General features: G+C 60.6%; 16 protein-coding genes. 9 read left to right on the top strand and 7 right to left on the bottom strand.

Features of this window, described 5'->3' with window-relative positions:
* Positions 1–160: 160 nt before the first annotated feature.
* Together NKH43_RS02855 and NKH43_RS02850 are read right to left on the bottom strand one after the other, a co-directional pair.
* Complete coding sequence (locus tag NKH43_RS02855; protein ID WP_352856487.1) at positions 161–1,267, bottom strand: glycosyltransferase; 1,107 nt, start codon at positions 1,265–1,267, stop codon at positions 161–163.
* A gap of 8 nt (positions 1,268–1,275) precedes the next feature.
* Positions 1,276–2,826, bottom strand: a complete 1,551-nt coding sequence (locus tag NKH43_RS02850; protein ID WP_023720701.1) for a GumC family protein — start codon at positions 2,824–2,826, stop codon at positions 1,276–1,278.
* Positions 2,827–3,151: 325 nt separating this feature from the next.
* Between NKH43_RS02850 and NKH43_RS02845 the strand changes: the two genes are divergently transcribed.
* Together NKH43_RS02845 and NKH43_RS02840 are read left to right on the top strand one after the other, a co-directional pair.
* On the top strand, positions 3,152–4,219 hold the full coding sequence (locus NKH43_RS02845; RefSeq protein ID WP_023720700.1) for an acyltransferase family protein: 1,068 nt from the start codon (positions 3,152–3,154) through the stop codon (positions 4,217–4,219).
* A gap of 218 nt (positions 4,220–4,437) precedes the next feature.
* Complete coding sequence (locus NKH43_RS02840) at positions 4,438–5,685, top strand: VpsF family polysaccharide biosynthesis protein (RefSeq protein ID WP_245278650.1); 1,248 nt, start codon at positions 4,438–4,440, stop codon at positions 5,683–5,685.
* Positions 5,686–5,704: 19 nt separating this feature from the next.
* Here NKH43_RS02840 and NKH43_RS02835 read toward each other — a convergent pair whose 3' ends face one another.
* On the bottom strand, positions 5,705–7,012 hold the full coding sequence (locus NKH43_RS02835; protein ID WP_352484051.1) for a glucosamine inositolphosphorylceramide transferase family protein: 1,308 nt from the start codon (positions 7,010–7,012) through the stop codon (positions 5,705–5,707).
* Between the two features lie 336 nt (positions 7,013–7,348).
* Between NKH43_RS02835 and wecB the strand changes: the two genes are divergently transcribed.
* The 3 genes from wecB to NKH43_RS02820 are packed head-to-tail and all read left to right on the top strand — an operon-like array spanning position 7,349 to position 10,627.
* Positions 7,349–8,503 carry a non-hydrolyzing UDP-N-acetylglucosamine 2-epimerase gene (gene wecB / locus NKH43_RS02830; protein ID WP_352484050.1) on the top strand — a complete coding sequence of 385 codons (1,155 nt, stop codon included), beginning with the start codon at positions 7,349–7,351 and terminating at the stop codon, positions 8,501–8,503.
* Positions 8,496–9,827 (top strand): UDP-N-acetyl-D-mannosamine dehydrogenase, encoded by a 1,332-nt coding sequence (wecC, locus tag NKH43_RS02825; RefSeq protein ID WP_352856484.1) that lies wholly within the window; start codon positions 8,496–8,498, stop codon positions 9,825–9,827. The genes wecB and wecC overlap by 8 nt, the downstream gene beginning before the upstream one ends.
* Positions 9,824–10,627, top strand: a complete 804-nt coding sequence (locus NKH43_RS02820) for a WecB/TagA/CpsF family glycosyltransferase (RefSeq protein WP_023720694.1) — start codon at positions 9,824–9,826, stop codon at positions 10,625–10,627. The genes wecC and NKH43_RS02820 overlap by 4 nt, the downstream gene beginning before the upstream one ends.
* A 191-nt stretch (positions 10,628–10,818) precedes the next feature.
* On the opposite strand, the gene NKH43_RS02815 is transcribed toward NKH43_RS02820, so the two are convergent.
* Positions 10,819–11,619: an isocitrate lyase/PEP mutase family protein gene (locus NKH43_RS02815; protein ID WP_352856482.1), complete on the bottom strand. Its 801-nt coding sequence runs from the start codon at positions 11,617–11,619 to the stop codon at positions 10,819–10,821.
* Between the two features lie 265 nt (positions 11,620–11,884).
* On the bottom strand, positions 11,885–13,324 hold the full coding sequence (locus NKH43_RS02810) for a lipopolysaccharide biosynthesis protein (protein WP_352856480.1): 1,440 nt from the start codon (positions 13,322–13,324) through the stop codon (positions 11,885–11,887).
* Positions 13,325–13,493: 169 nt separating this feature from the next.
* Here NKH43_RS02810 and NKH43_RS02805 point away from each other — a divergent pair, with 169 nt between their 5' ends.
* The gene (locus NKH43_RS02805; protein ID WP_352856478.1) at positions 13,494–14,612 is read left to right on the top strand and encodes a glycosyltransferase family 4 protein; all 1,119 of its coding nucleotides are present in this window, start codon (positions 13,494–13,496) and stop codon (positions 14,610–14,612) included.
* Here the strand turns inward: NKH43_RS02805 and asnB are convergent.
* Positions 14,586–16,511 (bottom strand): asparagine synthase (glutamine-hydrolyzing), encoded by a 1,926-nt coding sequence (asnB, locus tag NKH43_RS02800; protein ID WP_352856476.1) that lies wholly within the window; start codon positions 16,509–16,511, stop codon positions 14,586–14,588. The genes NKH43_RS02805 and asnB overlap by 27 nt on opposite strands.
* 173 nt (positions 16,512–16,684) lie before the next feature.
* Entirely contained in the window at positions 16,685–17,926 is a 1,242-nt protein-coding gene (locus NKH43_RS02795) for a glycoside hydrolase family 5 protein (protein WP_352856474.1), read from the bottom strand.
* Positions 17,927–18,042: 116 nt separating this feature from the next.
* On the opposite strand from NKH43_RS02795, the gene NKH43_RS02790 reads away from it, so the two are divergent.
* From NKH43_RS02790 to NKH43_RS02780, 3 genes are all read left to right on the top strand, one after another.
* Positions 18,043–19,971 carry a heparinase II/III family protein gene (locus NKH43_RS02790; protein WP_352856472.1) on the top strand — a complete coding sequence of 643 codons (1,929 nt, stop codon included), beginning with the start codon at positions 18,043–18,045 and terminating at the stop codon, positions 19,969–19,971.
* Between the two features lie 199 nt (positions 19,972–20,170).
* Positions 20,171–21,166, top strand: a complete 996-nt coding sequence (locus NKH43_RS02785; protein WP_023720687.1) for a sterol desaturase family protein — start codon at positions 20,171–20,173, stop codon at positions 21,164–21,166.
* Positions 21,163–22,332, top strand: a complete 1,170-nt coding sequence (locus tag NKH43_RS02780; RefSeq protein WP_352856470.1) for a GNAT family N-acetyltransferase — start codon at positions 21,163–21,165, stop codon at positions 22,330–22,332. The genes NKH43_RS02785 and NKH43_RS02780 overlap by 4 nt, the downstream gene beginning before the upstream one ends.
* Positions 22,333–22,345: the final 13 nt, after the last annotated feature.

Below are 22,345 nucleotides of genomic sequence, written 5' to 3'. Positions count from 1 at the left end.
GCGGCCGTTGTGACTTTCCGAAAGCTAGCGCCATCGAAACGTTTGCGCAACCGGTTTTCTGGCTTGATGTGACTTGCTTGCGCCGAAATCAGCCAGGACTTCCGTGCCGGCCATCAGCTGCGGCTGGATGCCACCGCGATCTGTTGGCCGGGCGCGACAACTAGAGCAAGGCTTCGTACCGATCGCCAATCCTGTCGACTGTGAAATCCGCCGCCCGGCTTTTCAGGACGGCAGCAGGGGTGGGGTGGTCCAGCATCTCGGCCATCGCCTTCGCCAGGGCTGCGGCGTCACCGACCGGCACCAAGGTGCCGAAACGGCCGTCACCGAGTATCTCGCGCGGGCCATGCGGAGCATCGGTGGAGATTACCGGGACACCGGCAGCCATGGCCTCGACCAACACGTTGCCAAAGCCTTCGCTGGTGGATGTAAGGACGAACAGATCGGCTGCGGCATAACAGGCTGCCGGATCGTTGACGTAGCCGGCAAAGAGCACGTCAGGGCCGATGCCGGTCTCTTCGGCATAGGCGTGCAATTCGGCAGCCAGCGGACCTTCGCCGAAGATGACAAGCCGGGCACGGCGGCCGGCGCGCAGGGCAGCGAAGGCCCGCAGCAAAGTCCGGTGGTCCTTGACCGGCACCAGGCGCCCGGCGGTGGCGATGACCGGGCCATATCCCATCGCTGCCAATTTTGCCTGCCAGGCATAGGAAGTCCCCTGCGGTGCTTCAGCCGGCGGCAGCGGGTTGCTGATGACCACGACCTTGGATTCGGGGAAGCCGCGGGCGATGATGTCACGGCCGACACCCGCCGAAACGGCGATGGCTTTGGTCGCGCGCGCTGCAACCAGCGCGGAAAGCCAGATCGCCAGCCTCGCGCCGAGGCCGCTCGCAGGCAGCGAGGCGGCGGCGTGGAAGCTTGGAAAGAATTTTGCGCGGCTTCTGGCCAACATGAGTGACAGCGCCATGACCAGATTGGCGAATTCCGGGGCACTATAGACCGCATCAGGATCAAGGCGGCGGAACAAATTTGCGCTTCGCACGATGCCTTTTAGCGTCGCCGACTTGGCGTAACCCTCGCCGCGCAAGAGAAGGCCGAAGTCGACCAGATGCACGGCGGCGGAGCGCAGCGCCGCGTTAGGCCCTTGCGCGTTCCAGGTAAAAAGCGTGACCTCGTGGCCACGCGACGCCATTTCATTTGCCATCAGGACGAAGACACGCTCGGCGCCGCCGCCTCGCAGGCTGGCGATGTGGAAAACGATGCGCTTCGCCATGCCTTGCTTCAGGCTCGGCTGGCAGCAAGGTCTGATCTGTTCGGCGGCCGGCGCATGTCGCGGATAATGCCCATGCCAATGGCCAGCAGCATGCCCAGGGCAAAGCCTGCGAACGCTCCTGCGCCTGCCACCAGGGCAGTGCGCGGGGGCCATGAGCGCCCTGGCGGGGGCACCGCGGTCGAAATCACCTGTACGTTTGTGGTGTCGATCTGCTCGCGCTCGCTGATTTGGCGCGCACGTGACAGAAAGCTCTCATAGACCGCTCTCTTCGAGGCCGCATCGCGTTCAAGCTCACGCAGGGCGACTTCGGACTCGCTGTCGGTGAAAACGTTGCTCTTCAGATCGTTCATCCTGGCGTTGAGAGAGGCCAACGAGGCCCTGGCCTTGTCCAGGCTGGACTTTGCCGTTCCGACGGTGCGGGAGAACTCGGCTCGGAGTTGCGAGTTGACGGTCTCGAGCTCCGTCCTCAGCCTGACAATCGTCGGGTGGCGCGGACCGAAGGTCATCGACTGTGAGTCGATCTGCTGTCGCAGGCTGTTTGACCTGTCGCGCAGCGCCGCGAGCGCTTCCGAAACCGTGGGGTCGGGATTGGCCCCATTTATCCCGGAGGCAACCAGGGCGTCGTAACTTGCCTGCGCGGCGATGACGCGCGATTGCGCATCGACGATTTCGCCGTTGAGCTGCGTCATCGTCTGCGAACTGACGAGCTGGCCGTTGCTGGAGGACAGGTTGTGGCTGCGCCTGTAGCTCTCGACCTTCTCTTCGGCAGCCTGCACGTCGCTCTTGAGTTGGCCAAGTCGGCTATCGAGGGCAGCCGCGGCACGGCTGGCACCGGCAGCTTCGGCCTTGGCCAGTTCTTCCTGGAAGTTTTTGACTATGGCCTGCGAGATCAGGATCGCTTTGGCAGTGGTTTCCGCGGATACCGAGAGGGTTGTGACAAACGAGGTTGGGTCCGCAGCGGCGTTTACCCGGTCCGCCAGGTTCTTCAAGGCGATAAGCTTCGGGTCGGGCTTCGCCACCGCGCCAGACGTAGACGTGCTCCGGTCTGGATCGAAAAACTCTGGATCGTGAGTCAGATTCAGTTCGTCCACCACACGGGAAAGCACGTTGCCCGAGGTCAAGATGCGCTGCTTGCTGCGCGTGCTGAGCAACTGGCTATCGACCTGGCCCGGTTGCGAATAGAGGTCGTTTTCCACAACCTGCAAATTGGAGGGGTTGATGAGTACCTCTGTCGTGACGGTGTAACGCTGCTTGCTCAGCAATGCATAGGCGCCGCCGACAATGCCGCCGATTACCGCCAGCATGAACGCCAGGGCGAGACCGGCCCGCAGCCAGACGAACAGGCGTCGAAAATCGAGTTCGAGGAAATCGCCGATCTTGTCCAGGGTCACCGTCGCGACAGGCTCGGATGGTTGCGGCGTCACCGGTGCGGAGCTGCGCGCCGCGACTGGGTCGTGCTGTTGCAGCATCGCCCTGCGCCGCGCATTGGCGATACGCTCGAACGCACTGTTATTGGAAGCCGTCGCGGAGATGGGGGGTGTGCCGGAACCGGCAGACATGGTGACAACCCTTGTTAAATCGTTACGCTTGGCCTGCTCTACAGAAACATCGTTAATATCTTATTTTCCAAGCTGGCCCATTTTGCCGTTCATCCCCCCTTCCGTCCGGCGGACGTTGAAGGGATTCGTTGCCCAGAATTTGGCGCGCATTCTTGCCGTCGCCCGATTTGCGTCCGCAACCGGTGAGTGATTTTCATGAAATCGGTAACGCGCACTTAACGGCGCGGTTGTATTGAAAAGATGGCAATGCCTTTTGAATGACATCTGAAGCACTGACCGCGACCTGCAGGATGGCGTCAGTCGCCTGCAATTGCAGGAGAGGAACGTGACGAAATTCTATTCGGTCCAGTATCTTCGCGCCTGCGCCGCTTTGTTGGTTCTGTTCGCGCACGCTTTTTCCTACCAGATCGGCATAGATAATCCGATTATCGTGACTGCGGGCCGCCTTGGTGTCATTCTGTTCTTCGTCATTAGCGGATTCATAATGGTCTATATTACGGGGAGCGGTCCCTTCTCTGCTCCAACCTTCCTGAAACGCCGAGCGATCCGGATCATCCCCCTCTACTGGCTTTTCACAAGCGTCGCCGCACTTCTGGCAGCTCTTGCACCAAGTCTCTTCCAGAAGACCGTCTTTACGTGGCCCCATTATCTCCAGTCGCTGTTCTTCGTTGTCCACCAAGCGCCGGAACGAGATGGCGTCAGCCCAATTTTGTCACTCGGCTGGACGCTCAATTATGAGGCCTATTTCTATATCGCATTCGCGGTGCTCGCATTCCTATCGGTGACCGCGCGCGCATTTGTGTTGACGGTCTTTTTCATTGCGATGTGGCTGGCCGGGCTGTTGATAGCTCCCACCAACCCTGTTCTCCAGTTCTATCTGAACGCTTCGCCGGTGGCCTTCGTCGTCGGCATGTGGATAGGCCGGCGCTATCTGGACGGCGGCTTTGCTTCCGACACACGCCATGTCTGGCTACTCGGCCCTATGGCCGCTGCAGGCGTGTTGCTTGCATTCGTCGATGACGGCACGCCGCTGATGAGCCAGATCAGCTTCGCGGGGCAGGTAATGTGGGCCGCCAGCCTGCTTCACCTTGGCCTCATTCTGGAACCGAAACTGAAGCACTGGAGCCTGCTCGAAGAGCTCGGCAACGCCTCCTACGCGCTTTACCTGTCGCATATCTTCGTGATCGGCGCCGTAGCCTACCTGGCCAGGCGCACCATCGGCTACGACCATCCGGCAACAGTGTTGCTGGTCTCGGTGGTCAGCATCGTGACTGCCTGCATAGCCAGCCTGGTGATCCACCAGATGATCGAGAAGCCGATTCTTCTCATTCTGAACGGCAGAAGGAAGGTTAGAGCCACATCGCTTCCTTACGCTGCCACGGGGAACAAATAAGGAGACCGTGCAAACGTCCGGGCATCGAACTTAACGGTTGTGGCAAACGCATGGCCCGGCATATTTTGACAACACACACGCCGCATCCGTTCGGCAGTCTCTTGAATGGATCTCGTGGCCGGAATGCCGTTTGAATACCTTCACTTGGATGGGCCATGAGCTATCCTGCTGCCGCATCGGAACGATTGTTGTCCAGCCAGGCGCGCCGTCAAAACGCGTTGTCGCTGCTGTTTTTCCTATGCGCCGCATTCGCGTTCCTGCTGCGCTTTACGGTGTCGCCGCAGGTGATGAACATGGTCGTCGACTATACGGCCCAGGGAGGCTCGTTCTACGAGAAGCTGCATTTCGGCACTTACGCGATCTTCCTGCTGCTTGCTGTCGTTCTTTTCAGCCGACCGTTTCTGCTGCAGGGCGACGAAATTGGAATATTCAAGGCGTTGATGCGCTATTCGGTGCTGATGTTCGCGCTGGTGCCTTATCTGTTCATTACCGGCCGTGCGGGCTCCTCCGGGTTCATCATCGATACCTATCTGGTGGCCGGCGCCACAGGCCTGTTGATGCTGGCATTAAACGCGGAGTCGCGGCGGGCGCTGGGCGACGTAGTGCTTGGAATGGCCATCCTGAGCGCCGTGATCGGCACTATCGAAGCGGTGACTCAACATCGATTCCTGCCTTACGGCATCAACGAACTGCAGTTCAGGCCGATCGGCCTAGCGGCCCATCCGCTGTCACTAGGCGCGCTCTGCGCCACAGTCATCGGATTCGTACCGCTGACGCGCTGGCGCATATGGGTGCGGGTGGTGGCGATTTTCGTATTGGTCGTCGGTTGTGCTGCATCGGGCGCTCGCGCCGCGCTTCTGCTCGCTGCCGGAGAAATCCTCATTCTGCTGCTGTTCGTGCCTTGGCCGGGCCTGTCGCTCAAGTATGAGCGGCAGGCCAAATTTGTCGTGCTGATGTTCACTATGACAGGCGGCGCGGTGCTTGTTGCGATGCTGTTTGCTGGCGGTCTGCTGAACCGGTTCAGCAACACCATTTTCGACCAAAATTTTATGGCGCGGGTGACGATCTACCAGGTGTTCGGACTTGTCAGCTGGAAAGACATCCTGTTTGGCATGAACGGCGACGAACTCCTGGCGATCGTCAACGAGAAGCTGCATCTGCCGTTCATCGAGAGCGCGCCGGTGGTCATCGTCATGCTCTTCGGCCTGCCCATAGCCGTGCTCTTTACGGTGCTGATATTCTGGTTCGTTTTTCGGCTGCTGCGCGGGGCGCCGCTGCCCGCATGGATAGGCATCATCACCTTCCTGCTTGCTGCGCTGTCGAACAACGCGCTCTCATCAAAATCGCCTGAAATCGCGATTATTGTGGTGTTGCTGCTTGCCTATAGGAAGCAGCCCGATAGAGGCCAGCTCGAGAGCATGCCTTCGGCCGCTGCATCCCACCCAAACCCGGCCGGGTCTCGTTAAGCACGGACCTCGGATCCGGTCAGCCGGCGCTATCCACGACCTCGACATCGCCGGCGCGATTGAGCGTGTGGATACCCGCCCGCGCCCATGCCGGCCCCGGATCGATTGGGCGGGGCAGTTCAAAACGGACGTCGAAATCATTAAGCCGATCCAGCCGCATCAACCCCAGGCCACCGCCATAGGCTCTCGAGCCGTTTTGCACCGGCAGCAGCAAGGCGTCGCCCTGACGGATGAAAGCGCCGCCCGGCCGAGTGGCCGAGTGATCGACGGCGACGGGATTGAGCGCATGCGCTACCCAAGGCCCACGCAGCGCCGTGGCGGAATAGACGGTCATCGTGTCCGACGCGCTGCCGTGACCGAACCTCTCCGTCCCCAGCAACCAGAAGCGGCCGTCGGATTCTAGCAGCGTGGCGTCGTTGAAATCCCTGTCCGCGATCAGCACCGTATCGCGTACCCAGCGATCCGGAAACTGCACGGCACGGTAGAGCACCAGTTCGCGTGCCGTAGCGCTTTCAGGAATCATGAAAATTTCGCCGGAGTGGGCGAACACCTGCGGATATGACAGGTGATGCGCTTCCTCCAGCACCAACCTCGGCACGCCGAAAACGCCGTCGTCGCCAAGTTCAGCGACGGAAATCACGCCGCGGCCGGTGGCGTAGGGGAACTCCTCGACAAAAAGATAGTGGCGGCCGTCGCGTTCGAGAACGAACGGATCGGCGTAGAATCGCTGCCCGTCATCGGCAAGCACGGTGAACGGCTTGCCATCCAGCTGTCCGGTTTCGGCGACGCCTGGACCGTCGATCAGCCGGTAAGCAACCTGCCAATAGAAGGGGCGCCGGCCACGTCGCAGTTTTTGCACGGCACGGTCGACCAATCCCCTGCCGAAAAAGGGCAGATAGTGCCGGATAAATCCGCCTTTCTGCAGGGGTGGCGCCGGGCTCTCGGCAATCGGCGCAAGTTTGCCCGTGGAAAAGCGGGCGACACATTGGGCAATCAGGGAGATGGCGCCGGCGAGCAGGTCGTTGCTGCTGCGGGACAGCCAGAGCCGATCGCTGATCATCGGCCGCGCCCTGGCGATGGCAACGCCGTCGAAGCGGGCGGTGAGTTCGGGTAGCCGCCCGCTCGCCAGTATCTCGGTCATGCCCGCGGCAAAGCTGCTGCGGCCACAAAATTCGAGCGTCAGGACAGGCGTGCCCCGTCGTGCGGCGGTAGCGGTGAGATCGACTATAAGGTCGGCGGGGCCGGTATCGCCGGACGGCAACGGCTCGGAACGGCTTGCCAGTGAGGGGCCGAAGCGTCGGCCCTCGAGCGCCAGCACATTATCCATCCCGCGCGCGTTGGCTTCAGGCGTCGGCGCGCGGCAACTCGAGACAACGTGTCCAGCCGCGCTCAACCGCACCAGAAGCTCATTTTCCCAGCGCCGGGATGCGTCGGCGTGGCCGATGATTAAAATATTAGTCAATCCAATATATTCTTTTTCAAGACTACTACCATAGACTATTTGTCAGCCCGACCTTTCACAAGAGTTAACCCGGGAGAACGCGGCCTTGGTTGTTAATCATATATTAAGAATTGAGATCACGAAGGCGTTTTCCGGCGCTATTATGGCTGTTGCGGACAATAGTCGGCATGTTTCGAGTGCTGCAGGCGGCCAGGATCAGCAATGAACGTCCTTTCACGTCCAAAACTGCCGTCCAGGCGGAAACTGCTGATCGTGTTCGGCACGAGGCCGGAGGCGCTCAAATGCTTTCCGGTGGCGCGCGCCGCCCTTGCTCATCCAGGCTTCATCACCGAAATATGCATCACCGCCCAGCATCGCGAGATGGTCGACCAGGTTGTCGAACTGACCGGCCTGCCGGTGCATCACGATCTCAACATCATGCAACCCGGCCAGTCGCTGTTCGACGTGACCTCGCGCGTGCTCTTGGGCATGGCCGAGGTGCTGGACAAGGCGAAGCCCGATATCGTCATGGTACAGGGCGACACCACCACGGCGATGGCCGCGGCTCTGGCTGCCTTCTACAAGCGCATCCCGGTCGCTCATGTCGAAGCAGGATTGCGCAGCCACAACATCAACTCGCCGTTTCCTGAAGAACTGAATCGCAAGATTGCCGGCGACATCGCCACCTGGCATTTTGCGCCGACCGTTCAGGCGCGCGACAACCTCATCGCCGAAGGAAAAGCCGAAAGCACTATCTTCGTGACCGGTAACACCGTGATCGACACGCTGTTGCATTTTTCAAGCGCGATCGATGCCGACAGGTTGATGAACGCGAAGCTCGCCGCCCGTTTCCCCTTCCTCGACCCTACGAAGAAAATGATCCTCGTCACCGGCCATCGCCGCGAGAATTTCGACGGCGGCATCCAGCGCATCTGTACGGCGTTGAAAGGATTGGCGGCGCGCGGAGACGTGCAGATCGTCTACCCTGTCCATCCAAACCCCAATGTGCGCTCGGTGGTCAACGCAGAGCTGGAAGGCGTGCCGAACATCCATCTGGTCGAGCCGCAGGACTATCTGCCGTTCCTGTATCTGCAGAAGCAGAGCTATCTGGTGCTTACCGATAGCGGCGGCGTGCAGGAAGAAGCGCCTTCGCTCGGCAAGCCGGTGCTGGTGATGCGCGAGAATACCGAGCGACCCGAGGGGATCGTGGCCGGCACCGCCCGCCTCGTCGGCACCGATGTCGAGAAAATCCTGTTCAACGCCAATCGCCTGCTCGACGATCAGGCTGCCTATCGCGGCATGGCGGAACGACACAACCCATATGGCGATGGCCGGGCCAGTAACCGGATTGTTGAGGAACTGCTGCATCATGGCTGAAATCAAAACCGTTTCCGTAATCGGCATGGGCTATATCGGCCTGCCGACCTGCGCCATTTTCGCCAGCCGAGGGCTCGACGTCATTGGCGTCGATGTGAACGGAGCGGTCGTCGAGAAAGTCAATCGCGGCGAAATCCACATCGTCGAGCCGGACCTTGACGGCCTGATCCAGAAGGTCGTGGCGAACGGCAAGCTCAAGGCCTACAGCACGCCGCAGCCGGCGGATGCGTATATCATCGCCGTGCCGACCCCGATGACCCACGACCATAGGCCGGACGTGACCTACGTACTGGCGGCGGCACGAAGCATCGCCCCGGTGCTGAAGCGGGGAGACCTTGTGGTGTTGGAATCGACATCGCCGGTCGGCACGACACGCATCATGAACGGGCTGCTTGCCGAGTTGCGGCCTGACCTCAAATTTCCTGTCCTGCATGACGAAGACGCCGATGTGCTGGTCGCCTATTCGCCCGAGCGCGTGCTGCCGGGAAAGGTGCTGACCGAGCTGATCAATAACGATCGCTCGATCGGCGGATTGTCCCGCAAATCGTCGGAACGGACCGCGGCACTCTATTCAACCTTCGTCACCGGCGACCTGTTCATGACGACGGCCGAAAGCGCTGAGCTGGTGAAACTTACCGAGAACGCGTTCCGCGACGTCAACATCGCCTTCGCCAATGAGCTTGCCGCAGTGTGTCAGGACCTGTCGCTCAATGTCTGGGAAGTGATCGATCTCGCCAATCGGCACCCTCGCGTGAACATCCTCCAGCCGAGCCCGGGCGTTGGCGGTCACTGCATTGCGGTCGATCCATATTTTATCATCGACGCCGCACCCAACAGCACGCGGCTGATGGCTTCCGCACGCCGGATCAATTCCGAGCGGCCCATGTCGGTGGTCAGGGATATCGAGGCTTTGCTCGACCCCTCCCGCAAGCAAACGATCGCCTGTCTTGGCCTCAGCTTCAAAGCCAATATCGACGATTTGCGCGAGAGCCCGGCCGTCGAGGTGGTGAAGCTTCTGTCCGATAACCCCAATGTGAAGATCATTGCGGCTGAACCCAACACAAATGCGCTGCCGCATGAACTCGAGGGCAGGGGCATCGTGTTCACCGACGCACTTTCGGCCATCGACAAGTCCGATATCGTCGTCCTCCTGGTCGACCATCGGCAGTTCAATCTGGTCGACCCCGAAGCGCTCAAGGACAAGAAGCTCGTCGATACAAGGGGCCTATGGACCTGGCGCAAGGCACGCAAGCCCGACGCCCGTATCGAAGGCAAGAAACCAGAAGTCGCACAAGTGACGCTCGCAAGGGAGCAGGCTGCATGAACGCGCACGACCCGGCTTGGGCGCAGCATTCCCTGTTGGCATCACGGCGCCGGGAGTTTCTTGGCGCACCGATCCATGCGCTGACCATGGCCGAGACGCTGGCCATCGCCGACGAGGCGATGACCGTGCGGCGGCCGCTGCATCATGTGGTCGTGAATGTCGCCAAGCTGGTGACCATGCGCCAGAATGCCGAACTGCGCGAGGATGTTGCAGGGGCGGACGTGGTCAATGTCGACGGGATCGGCGTGCTTTGGGGCGCACGTCTGTGTGGCGTCGCGCTGCCCGAGCGGGTGGCGGGCGTCGACATCATGATCAATCTGCTGAGCCTCTGCGCGAAGCGTGGGTTCAGGCCCTATCTGCTGGGGGCCGAACAGCACGTTCTCGACGCGGTTGTAGCGAGACTTGCCAAGGACCATCCGAGCCTGGTCATAGCGGGGATGCGCAACGGCTATTTCAAGCCGGAGGATGAGGCCGGGATCGTCGCGGCGATCAACGCGTCGGGCGCCGACTGCCTGCTGGTGGCCATGCCGACACCGCGTAAGGAGCGCTTTCTCAAGCGCTACCGCGACGAACTCGCCGCAAGCTTCGTGATGGGCGTGGGCGGCAGTTTCGATGTCTATGGCGGCAAGGTTGCCCGTGCGCCGAGGCTGATACAAGCTGCCGGCCTGGAGTGGCTGTTCCGCGTGGTCCAGGAGCCGCGACGCTTGTGGCGCCGCTACTACGATACCAACACTGCCTATGCCGGGCTGCTGTGCCGGGAGTTCTGGGAGCGTCGCTGGCGCCGAAACGCCGGTTTATAGGTTCGCGTTCACCCATAAAACAGGCGTTGGCCGTGGGAGCGACGTTCGAACTCCCGAGACTAAGGCCGTGACTTGCAAAAAAACAGCGCTCACCGTCGGGTTATCTGAGTGTCACGATCGGAGATGCCCGGTCTCGGATTCATCGCCTCCGCCTTGCGGCATGTTGCAGGCGGGGGTTACCCCTTTCGGACTTATATCACAGACTTAGGATCGCGAAGGCTGTTCCAGGCCGGAGCGCTTTCCAACGCCGTATAGTTCCCCGTTGCGATCTCCTGGCCTATTTTCATCAGTGCTCCGCTAGCCGCGCGCGCAAGTGAGCCGCCCACGCTTATCCGCCGTACACCCACCTCGGCAATCTGCTCAAACGTGAGGCCGGAAACACCTTGGCCAAGGAGATGATTCACTGGTGCACTGACAGAGCTGCAAATCTGCTCGAGAGACGCCAGGTCCGGGACACCCGGCGCATACAGCACCTCAGCGCCAAGAGCTTCGAAGGCCTTTAGGCGGCGAATTGCCTCATCGAGACCATAGACGCCTTTACCCATCCCGTCGGCGCGGGCGGTGAGCACGATGTCGTATTTTCGGGCAGCTTCAACCGCCGCCGCTACACGTGCCACCGCCGTATTAAAATCGCGTATTGGCTGGCCGGGCTTTGGTTGTCGATCTTCGATCGAAAGTCCAGCCAATCCCGCTTCGGCGGCAAGCCGAACGGTTTCAGCCACGCCTTCAGGTGTGTCCTCATAGCAATCTTCCAAATCGGCAGTGACCGGCACGGTCGTCGAGGCTGCGATCTCGGCGGCGTATGCCAAGCTTTCGTCGCGGCCGACTTCCTTTTCTCCGTCCTTCTTCCCCTTCGAGAAGGCGTAGCCGGAAGATGTTGTCGCCAGCGCCCTAAAACCCAGACCAGCTACGTCCCATGGGTTTGGGATCACGAAGCAGCCGGATTCATGAAGAGCGCGAAATTGTTCGACCTTCGTGGATCGGGAAATCACACTGCCTCCTCAGACTTGGACGAAAAGCCGGGTTTAACTAAATGCCGATGATTGCGGCTTTTCAATCGTCCGCTTCTCGCCCTGACTGCGACGCTGCGGATTCGTGGGCATCTTTCCGCGGGCGCGACAGGCAGACCACTATGGCGCCTCGCTCTTGTGATCCGAACACCCGGAGACCGAATGTCCAATATGCAACGAGCCCGTCTCCGCAAGGTGCACCATGTTGCAACCCTCGGAAAGACCCGCTTACAGATCGCTTGCGAAATTACGCGATCCGCAACCGCGCCCGCAGCTGGGCGACGAATTGCGTCGCTGCCACAGGGTGGAATAGCGAGGTCAACCCGAAGAAAACCGCAGCTCCGGCGGTGCCGCCGGCGATAAGCGAAAAGATTACCGGCACGTCGCCGGCCACCATGCTGGCAAGCTTGGCGGCCACCCCTGTGCTGAGCGAGATGATTGCCGAAACGCCAATGTCGCGCCACGGCACCGGCACCGGCGTGAGCCGCTCGCTGATGATGATGCAGGTTATGGAGCCAACCACCGAGCCGCCCGCCAGCGCCAAAGCGGCGCCGATCTCCGCCATCGGAGGGATCAACAGCAGAGACAATGCGATTGTTGCCGCCGAGCCGAAGAGATTTGCGATGATCAGCAGCCACGGCCGCTTGTGCGCGTGCACCACGACGCCATAGACGAAGCTCGTGAGGTTGGCACACAGCACGCTGAAGGCGATGATCGGAAACAGCAGGCCGAAGCGGCCGTGATATTGCGAGGGCAGCATGAGCTCAGTGATATCGCTGCTGAGCGCGACCAGCATAGCTGCAATCGGCAGGCAAAGCCGCATCATCAAGGCCATCAACTGCGATAGCAACCGACCCGATGCGGCGGGCCCGTCCTCGTCGAACCGGCTGACCACCTCGGGAAAGGCGCCCATGTTGATGGCGTTGGCGACCATGTCGATCGGTTGACGGGCCAGCGCATAGGCTGCGGCGAAGATCGCCACAGCGCTGGCATCGTAATAGAACTTGAGGAACAGACGCTCCGCGCTGTTGAGCCCGAAGCCAACCAGCGCCATGATGATCAGCGGCACACCGAGCGCAAAGAAGTCTCTGTGGGTGAAGCGCGGCGGACCGGTCACGACGCGTCGGGATGCCATGATGCCCGCCACGATGCCGGCAATCAAGGCGCCGAGGCTCGAGCCGAGCGATACCGTCAGAAAGCTATCCTGGAAGATAAGGATGGCGCCGATCGGCAGCGCGAGTTGCAGCAGGGCACGCAGGGCTTCGAGCATCGAATAGACCGAGTGGCGCTGCTGCATCTGCAGCACCGTCAACGCGAAGCGGCTGATGGATCCGGCGACGAGATAGCCGCAGACCGCGATCGCGAACTCGACCCAGCGTTCCGGCACGACCACCGCCGACGCGCCTACCGATATGACCAGCGCCAGTGCCGTGGTGGCAAGCAACACCTGCCCGGCCAGCATCAGGCTGCCGCGGCTGACTTCGCCCTTGCCGCCAAGCCTAAGCAACGCGATGCGCAGCCAGTTGGTGACGGCAATGTCGGTCATTTCGCCGACGGTCACCACCAGAGTGAGCAGGCCATACTCGGTCTGGTCGATCAAACGCGTCACGACGACCAGCAGGAGCAACGCCGAGATTCGCGTCAGCAGGATCGCCGGAGCATAAATGAGCGTGGAACGGAGCAGCAAAGGCGTGTCCCTGGAAAATTCACCTTCGACTAGCCGCCGATTGGCGGAAAATCCAGCGCGATGACGGCGAAGGGTGAACAGATTCAGTTTGAACTAAAAGATTTGCCGTAAATCTTATCGGGAACGTTTGCTTTGCAGTTACCCGGTCTGTGTTATTTAGAGTACCATCATGTTGCAGCGCCTCATATCCGATCGAAAAATACATGTCCTGGTCGCGACGCCGTCGGGCGTTTCGGGCCAGGGCGGCATCGACCGCATCATGGGGGCGCTGAAGCAGGAGTTCGAACGGCAAGAAGTCACCGACATCGATGTGCGCTTCCTTGCCAGTCGTGGCTCGGGGCATGTCGGACTTTCGATCTACTATATGCTCGGCTTTTGCTTGCGGATGCTTAAAGCGCGTCTGGCTGGACGCGCCGATGTCGTTCATATCAACATCTCAGTCTCCGGCAGCACCTATCGCAAGATGGTGATCGCCGCCTGCGCACGGCTGCTGTCGATACGCTATGTCCTGCATTTGCACGGGGCGCAGTATCAGACATTCTGGAAAGACGATCACGGGTTCATAAGCCGCCGTATCAAAGCTCTGTTCGAGCATGCCGATCGGGTGATCGTTTTGGGCAGGCTTTGGCGCGATTTCGTCGCCAGCCGGGCGCCAGGCGCTGCCGGCAATATCGTGATCGTGCCCAATGCGACCGAAGTCCCGTCGCTGGCGCACGTCGGTGGCGGCGGCCACGTGCATATCCTGTTCCTGGGTCGTATCGGCGACCGCAAGGGCGTACCGCAATTGTTGGACGCGCTGCACCGCATGAACCCCGTCAAGAACTGGCGCGCCACGATTGCCGGCGATGGCGAAATCGATGCGGCACGGGCAAAATCGGCCGGGCTAGGGATCGCAGACCGGATCGCCTTTCCGGGTTGGGTGGGACCCGACGATGTCGCGTCGCTGATCTCTTTCGCGGATATTCTGGTTCTTCCCTCCTTCGCCGAAAACCTGCCTATGTCGGTGATCGAAGGCATGGCAGCCGGTTTGGCGGTGGTGGCAACCCCGGTTGGCGCGGTCGAAGACATAATTACCGACGGGCAATCCGGGCTGCTGGTGCCGCCAGGCGATGTTACTGCGTTGACCGACGCGCTGGGCCGCCTCGTGGAGAGCCCAGCACTGAGGGCGAGGCTTGGTGCCGGTGCCATGGCCGTGCATCGGGAACGGCTTGAACTCGCCCCGTTTGTCGGCGCAATCTGCGATGTCTGGCGGTCGGCGGCGTCAAGCCGTCAACCGGTCAAGCGCTGAGGCTGATGATCGCGGCGGCGCCTCAAGCCTGAATTCGCGGTGGAATAGCTCCAAATTCAACAGCGCCCATATCAGCTTTTCGTGGTCTGCGGCACCCGTGGTGTGTTCCGAGACGATTTGATCAAGCTGTTTCGGGCTCAAATAGCTGCGAATGACGGAGTTAGGCGAGCAAAGGTGATCGTGCACGTAGTTCCTCATCGACCCCCGAAACCATTCGGCGACGGGCACCTTGAATCCGATCTTGCGGCGGTTGAGAATTTCCTCCGGAAGTATGTTGGCCATGCTGCTGCGCAAGATCAGCTTGCCCTTCCGCCAACCCACCTTGTAGCGATCGGGCAATTTGCTGACGAACGCAACCAGATCGCGATCGAGGAACGGCATTCTTCCTTCGATTGAACCGGCCATCATCATCCGGTCGCCTCGTTCCAGGAGATTGTCGGGCAACCACGATGTCTGATCGAAAAATAGCGCGCGGCGAAGATGGGATGCTGTCGCGCTTGAGGAAAACGGTAAGTTGTTGCGTCCATTGCGGCAATTGGCCGGCGCACCGATGAGGCGACTGTGTTCCTGCTCTGTCATGGCTCCAAACCAGGAGATCATCCGGGTGGCAAAGTCCCTTTCACCCGCGCTTCGGGCAAATGTATCGAACTTGGCCGATGCGCCAGGCATGGCACGTATCAAAGGGGCGAGGAGGTTGTTGTGGAGCAAGGCTGGAACGAGCGACCGGTAGATTCCAGCCAGTGACTCTGCGCGATGTTTGGGATACCCGCCGAGAACCTCGTCTGCCCCTTCACCTGTGAGCACCATCTTGACGTCCTGTGAGGCTCGCTCCGACATCAGGTAAATCGGAATGTCCGAACTTTGTGAAACGGGCGCCCCCAGATGGCGAATCAACTTCGGCAGGTGGTCAATCAGGTCGTCCGCTTCTATGACCAGTTCGCAATGATCGGTCTTGAAATGATCGGCGACGCGTCGGGCGAATGGAAGTTCACTATAGGCCGGTTCGCTGAAACCGACCGAAAATGTGCGAATGGGCTTGTCGCTGTGCTGGGTCATCAGGGCCACGATTGCTGACGAGTCGAGGCCTCCGGAGAGAAAGGCGCCGAAAGGTGCATCGCTGCGCATTCTGATCTCGACGGAATGGTCGAGCAGTTCCAGAAATCGTCGCTTGGCGGTTTCGTGGTCGATGTCCTCGGTCAGGTCCGTTTGATCTGGAGGCGTATAATAGCGCGTTTCCGTCACAGTCCCTTGCGACCAAACGGCATAGCTTCCGGGGTTGAGCTTGCGGATTTGTTTAAAAAGCGTGCGCGGTCCAGGCACGTAACGCCAGCGCAGGTACTCGTGCACAGCGTCCAAATCGAGTTGCTGCGCATTTGGCTGCGATGACAACAACGCGTTGATCTCTGAGGCAAAGGACAGCAGTTTTTCGCTCTGCATGAGGTAAAGGGGCTTTTTGCCGAACGGATCACGGGCGAGGATCAATTCGTGCCTCTGAGCATCCCAGAGCGCAAAAGCGAACATGCCGCTCAACCGTTCGAACATGGACACGTGCCACTGATCATAAGCTCTGAGCAGCACCTCGGTATCGGAGCGCGTTCGAAAATGATGACCGAGGCCGATCAGTTCCTGGCGCAGCTCGATATAGTTGTATATTTCGCCGTTGAAAATTATTCTGAGATGGCCGTCCTCGATATGCATCGGCTGATTTGACTCTGGCGCTAAGTCAATAATCGCCAGGCGGCGATGGACCAATGCCAATTGTTCCTCGCCAGTATTCAAGTCCAAGAACTCGATGCCTTCGGCATCGGGACCGCGATGCCGCAATGCATTTGACATTCTGGCGGCCCGCTCTTGTGGATTCTCGGCCCTTCGGCCGATCCACCCGGCAATTCCACACATTGTTCCCCCTAGGCGCGCGTATTCCTCACTCCAGTACAACAAATGTATTAAACACTTCGTGGCTAACAGATCGAGCCGCGAGGGAAAAACTGCCACAGGCCGTTCTCGATCCAACCTGGCGTTGAGAGGATCGAAGTTGACGGCTGCTCATCCGCGACGAGAACTGACGGCAATTAGGGCAGGCCCAGTGCCTGCAGCATCTCCGGGTCGGGCACCGGGGGGCCATCGGGCCGGATGAGGCTCATCCCATAGCGATTGGAGAACTCCCAGACAGACCATGGGATCGCGAAGCGTTCGGCCTCTCGGCGCACCGCCTTGAGATAGCGCGAACGGTCGGCCTCGAAGGCGCCCATGCGGCCGTCCGCTGACATGAGGATAGCGCCGAATTCGCCCATGAAGAGCCGCCGGCTTGGAATGCCATGGCCTTCAGCCCAGTCGACGGCCTGACGAAAGCTCGTCTCGAGTTGGCTCTGCCCCCAGTTCTGCTCGAAATATTTCGCTACTGCTTCGCGCGCGGTGGCCATGTTCATCATCTGCTCGACCCTGCTCAAGCCGGCAGCTTCCATCCGCGCCCTAAGGGTTTCGGTCACCACTTCGGGTGTACTGCTGTCGGCAGGCCAGGGAAGTCCCGAAACAAAGCTGTTTGTGTCGTCGGGCCGCTGGTGGGTGAAGCTGTGCGGCTCATACATATGGAAGCTGTAATAGAGGTTTGGGTCATCAAAGCCGGGGCTGAGGTTGACCAGTCCGGCAATGCTGCCGCCGCAGGCGCCCGTCGCAACGATGGTGAGTTCGCTGCTGACCGCTCGAATGTCGTGGACGGTCCCCGCCATGATCCGCTGCCAGTCATCGCTGCCGCTTGGATCGCAAGGGTAATATGCTGGCTCGTTGTAAGGTTCGAGGGCGACTTTGTCGGTGCCTATCTTGACCAGCATGGCGGCGACCGCCACAACCATCTGGCGGTAGCCGGCGACGCCCTCGCTGTCGGCGCCGCCGTAGATCATCTCCATGCTGTAGTCCGGAACCTGAGTGACGCCATGCAGGTCGAAAACCACCTTGAGGCCGGTCGACGTGATCCGCTCGACGGCGGCGGCAAGTATGTCCAGCGCCTGCTGCCGCCTGGCGCCCTCGCTGGCAAGCAGAGGGCCGGGATCGACGCTCAGCCGGACGAAGTCGAAGCCCATCGATCGGATGTGGGCAAACACCTCCCCGGCCGGCCAATCGGTGAACGGCCTGCTTCCCGCAAGCCACTCCTTTTCGCTGCGATAGGGCGGCCAAACGTAGGTTCCGTCTTTCTCCACCGGCGACCAGTTGAGCCACTCATGCACGCCAACGCCGCGCTTGAGAGGGATGGGCGCTGCCTCGGCCGCCATAACCAAGGCGAGCACCCAGGCAACAACAAACACCGCTTTTCTCATCGCTCTCTCCGCATGGTCGCCGGAGATATTAACCGCAACGAACGGGAAAGAAGATTGCCGGCGCGCAGCTTTTCGACGGCATGGTATACAAGGACCGAAACGTTGACGGGGCGTGCATGAGAATCGGCTGGTACATCAACCGATTGCGCAGCATGGGACCGGCCGAGGTGTTGCACCGGCTGAGCGAGCAACGTCGAAGGATCGCGTCGCGCCGCCGTGATGATGGGTGGGAGCGCTATCCATCGCCGCAGTTGCACCCGGTGCTGCCGGGATTTCGCCACGCTGTGCTGGCAGCGACCGACGCTCAACGGCAAGCCATAGCGGCGGCCGCGCAAGAGACGCTTCAGGGCCGGTTTTCGGCACTCGGGCGGACATGGCCAAAGCGCGAGCCCGATGTTTTGTTTCCTGCTGAGCTTTGGCGTCTTGATCCGGTGACCGGCAGGCTTTGGCCTGGCTCCGAGGCTCATACTTTCGACATCGATTTTCGCCATGGCGGCCACCTTGGCGATATAAAATATGTCTGGGAAATCAACCGGCTGCAGCAATTGCCGCCACTGGCTGCACACCTGCTCCTCAGCGAGGACAATCGGTCCCGGAGGGGCATCGAGGTGGCAATCGGCAGTTGGCATTCCGCCAATCCGCCGTTCCGAGGCATTGGCTGGGCGTCCGGCATCGAGGTAGCGCTGCGAGCCATCAGCCTGATCGTCACCCTGGACCTCGTTGGCGACCGGCTTGACCCGGCGACCCTGCGGAAAGCCGGTGAGATACTCGCGGCAAGCGCCTATTGGCTGCCGCGGTTTCCATCGCGATATTCCTCCGCCAACAACCATCTCGTCGCAGAATTGGCTGGCGAATATCTGGTCGGCCTGGCGCTCGGGGCCGAATCCGAAATCGCCCACGGCGCCCTCCTGAATGAGACGCACAAGCAGATACTCGCCGACGGCGCCGGTGCCGAGCAAACGCCGACCTACGCAGCCTTCAGCGCCGAACTCATCTTGCTGTGCGCCGCCGCGGCACGCCAGGCGGGAACGCCGTTTCCCCCCGCTGTCGAAGCGCGTCTGGGTGCCTTCGCCAATTTCGTCGGCTGGCTGCCACTGAAAGCCGCCCGCTTCGGCGACGACGATGAGGGCCGCGTGCTGAAGCTGGGGGACGAGCCGAACTATATCCGATCCGTCGCGGCCGCCATCCAAGGCTTGCTGGGGACGCCGGGCAACGTGCCGGGGCCCGACGACTTTCGTTCGCTTTTCTTTGGTGCGCCGTCGGGCCCGGCACCGGCGGTGCATGGCTTGCAGACATTCGCGCGAGGTGGGCTCTCCGTCTGGCGCGGAGCAATGAATGGCCGCGATGTCGAACTGACGTTCGATCATGGACCGCTCGGCTATCTCTCGATAGCGGCGCACGGCCATGCCGACGCGCTGTCGCTCACCCTGTGCATCGACGGTGAGCCGGTGCTGGTCGATCCAGGCACCTGGCTCTACGGGTCGGGAGGCGCATGGCGCGACTGGTTCCGCTCCACGCCGGCGCACAACACGCTGAACATCGAGGGTAAAAACCAAAGCACCATCGCTGGGAATTTCAACTGGTCGCACAAGGCAGTTGCGACGCTGGTGGACAGCGAGCCTGGAACGCACTGGAGGCTGTGTGGCCGGCACGACGGGTATAGAAGCCGCTTCGGCGTCATGCATCAGCGCACTTTGGCGCGCCAGGCCGATGGCATCCTCATCACCGACCAACTGCTCGGCGGCAAGCATCAGTCCGAGACCGTCTTCCAACTGGCCGCCGGCCTCCATACCGACCGGCATGAAAACACGGTCACGGTGTTGCGCGGCGACGAGGCGCTATTGGCCATCCGCTTTCCTGATGCCGCGCTCGACATCCGCGCCGGCGGTGACATGCCGGGGCAGGGCGGTTGGGTTTCACTGCGTTTTGGTACCAGGCAGCAAGCCGAACGCCTCGCCTGGCACGGTGAAGTGGGCGAAGCCGGAATCCATATCCATCTTGCTCCAATTCACCCGCCGCAGCGGCAAAAACCGGCGCCAACGTAGAGTTGCCGGGCGAGTTCCAGCCGTATTCGACATTAATTACGTTTGGACATTTAGCGGTTTCGTTACTGTTGATCTGCTAGTCTCGCACCATCCAGCCTGCTTTGCCCGCTGCGCCCGCAACAGCCACTGGTTGCAGGCGGCGTAGCGGGTTTGGCGGGGATTTCGTGCTTTGCAATTCGCCCCAGGAGCCGCTGCAACGATGTTTTCCGAATTTGCCAGAGCGATTGTGGAAAAGCTTTCGAACGTCAATCTGACCACGCTCGGCCTGCTTCTCCTCACCGCACTGGGCAGCGCGGTGATCGCCTACTGGCGAACTGCCGAACATAAGTCCCTCAGGGACTTTTTCGACTTCGCCTTCCCGGCGGAAGTCATCCTGCACCCGTCGGCGCGAGCCGACGCCCTGTTCTGGATCACGAAACGGGCGATGATGCCTTTCCTGCTCATTCCTGCCGGCGTCACCTTCGTCGTCGCGGTGGGCTACGGCACACGCGAGGCAATCGGCTGGCTCCTTAACATCCACGCGCCGCTTCTCGGCGGCCCGGCGGGACCGATGACGATCGTCATCTTCACCGCAACCATGCTGGTCGCCTATGATATTTCCTACTACCTCTACCACGTCGCCCAGCACCGCTTTCCGTTCCTGTGGGAATTGCACAAGGTGCATCATTCGGCCGAGGTGATGGTGGGGATCACCAAGGACCGGGTTCATCCGCTGGACGATCTGATGAACCGTATGTGGGATGGCGTCATCCCGGGCATCTGCTTCGGCATCTGGAGCCTCATTGCACTCGATCCGGTAGAGATCGCTATCTTCGGCATCAACGTCTACGTCATCCGCAACATCCTGATGATGGACTTTGTTCGCCATACGCATCTCAAGATATCGTTCGGCTCGTTGAACAACATCATCCTGTGTCCGCACTGGCACCAGGTGCATCACAGCATCGACCCGCGTCACTACGATAAGAATTTCGGCCTGCTTTTTTCGTTCTGGGATCGTCTGTTCGGGACGCAATTTGTCCCGGAGCCGGATGAAGACCTGAAATTTGGCCTGGTCGATCGCGATGTGCGCGATTACCAGTCGCTCTTTGGGCTCTACATCCTGCCGCTCAAGAAGATGGCAAGGCATGTCATGCGACTGTTTCACAGACGGCCCAATGTGGTCGCGCAGCCACAGGACAGTTCTCCTTCATGAACACCGCTGTTTCCATCGACGTCCTAGGCGCGGAGCGCCTGGAAATCGTCCGTTCGGCGGATCGCCTGGCTGCGGTCGAAGCCGCTTGGATGGAGCTTTGGCATCGTACCGACGGGCTGATCTTTCAAAGCCATGCCTGGATTTTGGCATGGTGGAGTACCGTACAACGCCGTGACCAGCGCGCGTTGCGGATCGGCCTGGTCTGGAAGGGCGAGAGACTCGTTGCTGTCGTTCCGCTGGCGATCGGCAGGCGCAGGGGGCTGCGGTTTCTCGAATGGGCGGCCGGCAGCTATACCGACTATGGGGATATTCTCGTTGCTCCGGAATGCTCGTTGTCGGCGTTGCAGGAGCTATGGAGCCAACTCTGCGATGCAGGCGGCTTCGATCTTGCCTTGATCAGTCGTCTCTCGCCGGATGCGGCGGCCCGCAAAATTTTCACGCCGGGAGCTTCCTGCGGCATCAGGCTTCGTCCGTTTCACCGAACGGAAGTCAGCTATCGCGTTGCCGGACAATGGGAAAGCGGAGCGGCATGGTTCGCGGATCAGTCGAAAAAGACGCGCCAGAACTATCGGCGCGGCATCAAAGTGCTGGAAGAAACCGGAGAGGTGAGATTTCGCCTGCTTGCCCCCGACGAGCCGCTGCAACCGGTACTGGAGCGCCTCGCGGCCTTGAAGCGGAAATGGCTGACCGAGCGCATGCGTGAGTCCGACCTGTTCGAAGAGGGCGTGCCGGTACTCGCCGCGCTCGTCGACGCGCTGGCGCACGCCGGCGTGCTGCATATCTTCGTCCTGGAATGCAATGGCATAATGGTCGCGGTGTCGATCAACTTCGTCCAGCACGACGTGATGATGGCCTTCGTAACGACTTTCGATCCGGATTTCGGCCGGGCGTCGCCGGGTGTGATCCTGTTGATGGATTACGTACAGTGGTCGATCGATCACGGCTTGAGCGTGGTCGATTTCCTCTGTGGTGCAGAGTCGTTCAAACACAAATTCTCAACGCAGGCGGTTACGCTGGAATCCGTCATCGGAACGCGCACGGCACAGGGCGCGCTTGCATCCCTTGCCGATCGTGTCCTTCAGACCGTCAGGCACATGCGCGAGCGTTCATTGGCACCACCAGAGGGGCGCGATATCCCCGCCCAAGCCGAAGCAGCCTTGGACTAGCGGGACGCTGGCA

This window comes from Mesorhizobium sp. M1163 (genome assembly GCF_040318415.1).
In the GTDB taxonomy this organism is placed as follows: Bacteria; Pseudomonadota; Alphaproteobacteria; order Rhizobiales; family Rhizobiaceae; genus Mesorhizobium.
Note: the sequence above shows the minus strand (reverse complement) of the source record. Positions and strands in the feature narration are given on the sequence as shown.

Excerpts from the sequence above, each read along its gene's own strand:
- NKH43_RS02850 (WP_023720701.1), bottom strand. The coding sequence starts at position 2,826 with ATGTCTGCCGGTTCCGGCACACCCCCCATCTCCGCGACGGCTTCCAAT.
- NKH43_RS02785 (WP_023720687.1), top strand. The coding sequence starts at position 20,171 with ATGTTTTCCGAATTTGCCAGAGCGATTGTGGAAAAGCTTTCGAACGTC.
- NKH43_RS02780 (WP_352856470.1), top strand. The coding sequence starts at position 21,163 with ATGAACACCGCTGTTTCCATCGACGTCCTAGGCGCGGAGCGCCTGGAA.
- wecC (WP_352856484.1), top strand. The coding sequence starts at position 8,496 with ATGGCTGAAATCAAAACCGTTTCCGTAATCGGCATGGGCTATATCGGC.
- NKH43_RS02790 (WP_352856472.1), top strand. The coding sequence starts at position 18,043 with ATGAGAATCGGCTGGTACATCAACCGATTGCGCAGCATGGGACCGGCC.
- NKH43_RS02805 (WP_352856478.1), top strand. The coding sequence starts at position 13,494 with ATGTTGCAGCGCCTCATATCCGATCGAAAAATACATGTCCTGGTCGCG.
- NKH43_RS02820 (WP_023720694.1), top strand. The coding sequence starts at position 9,824 with ATGAACGCGCACGACCCGGCTTGGGCGCAGCATTCCCTGTTGGCATCA.
- wecB (WP_352484050.1), top strand. The coding sequence starts at position 7,349 with ATGAACGTCCTTTCACGTCCAAAACTGCCGTCCAGGCGGAAACTGCTG.
- asnB (WP_352856476.1), bottom strand. The coding sequence starts at position 16,511 with ATGTGTGGAATTGCCGGGTGGATCGGCCGAAGGGCCGAGAATCCACAA.
- NKH43_RS02855 (WP_352856487.1), bottom strand. The coding sequence starts at position 1,267 with ATGGCGAAGCGCATCGTTTTCCACATCGCCAGCCTGCGAGGCGGCGGC.
- NKH43_RS02835 (WP_352484051.1), bottom strand. The coding sequence starts at position 7,012 with ATGGATAATGTGCTGGCGCTCGAGGGCCGACGCTTCGGCCCCTCACTG.
- NKH43_RS02795 (WP_352856474.1), bottom strand. The coding sequence starts at position 17,926 with ATGAGAAAAGCGGTGTTTGTTGTTGCCTGGGTGCTCGCCTTGGTTATG.